General features: G+C 48.2%; 1 pseudogene. It reads left to right on the top strand.

What is annotated here, in order from left to right:
* A pseudogene (locus ACQG3P_RS19705) lies at nucleotides 1-274 on the top strand (hypothetical protein); the annotation flags it as partial.

The raw sequence follows: 274 nt of genomic DNA, 5'->3' as shown, positions 1-274 counted from the left end.
TCAACTTTGAGAAGTTTGGTAAGGATGCTCGCAAATTGGCTGCAGAATTCACTCCTGAAGAATTGGCTATGTATATTTTGAGCTTGACCGTTCAAGATCCAGACAGTCTTCCAGACGTTGAAATTGCGCGTGAAAAACCATTGCCATTTAAACCATCTGGTGGTGGCTTTGGTGGAAAAGGCAAAGGTGGCCGTGGACATGGCCGTCGTGGAGACCAACGCCGTGACCGAAATCGCAGAGATGACCGTGAAGGTGGACGCCGTGATTTCAAACA

The organism is Stenotrophomonas sp. SrG, from assembly GCF_050031795.1.
GTDB classification, from domain to species: domain Bacteria; phylum Pseudomonadota; class Gammaproteobacteria; order Xanthomonadales; family Xanthomonadaceae; genus Stenotrophomonas; species Stenotrophomonas rhizophila_A.
The sequence above is the reverse complement of the archived record's forward strand: the minus strand, read 5'-3'. Positions and strand labels throughout refer to the sequence as shown.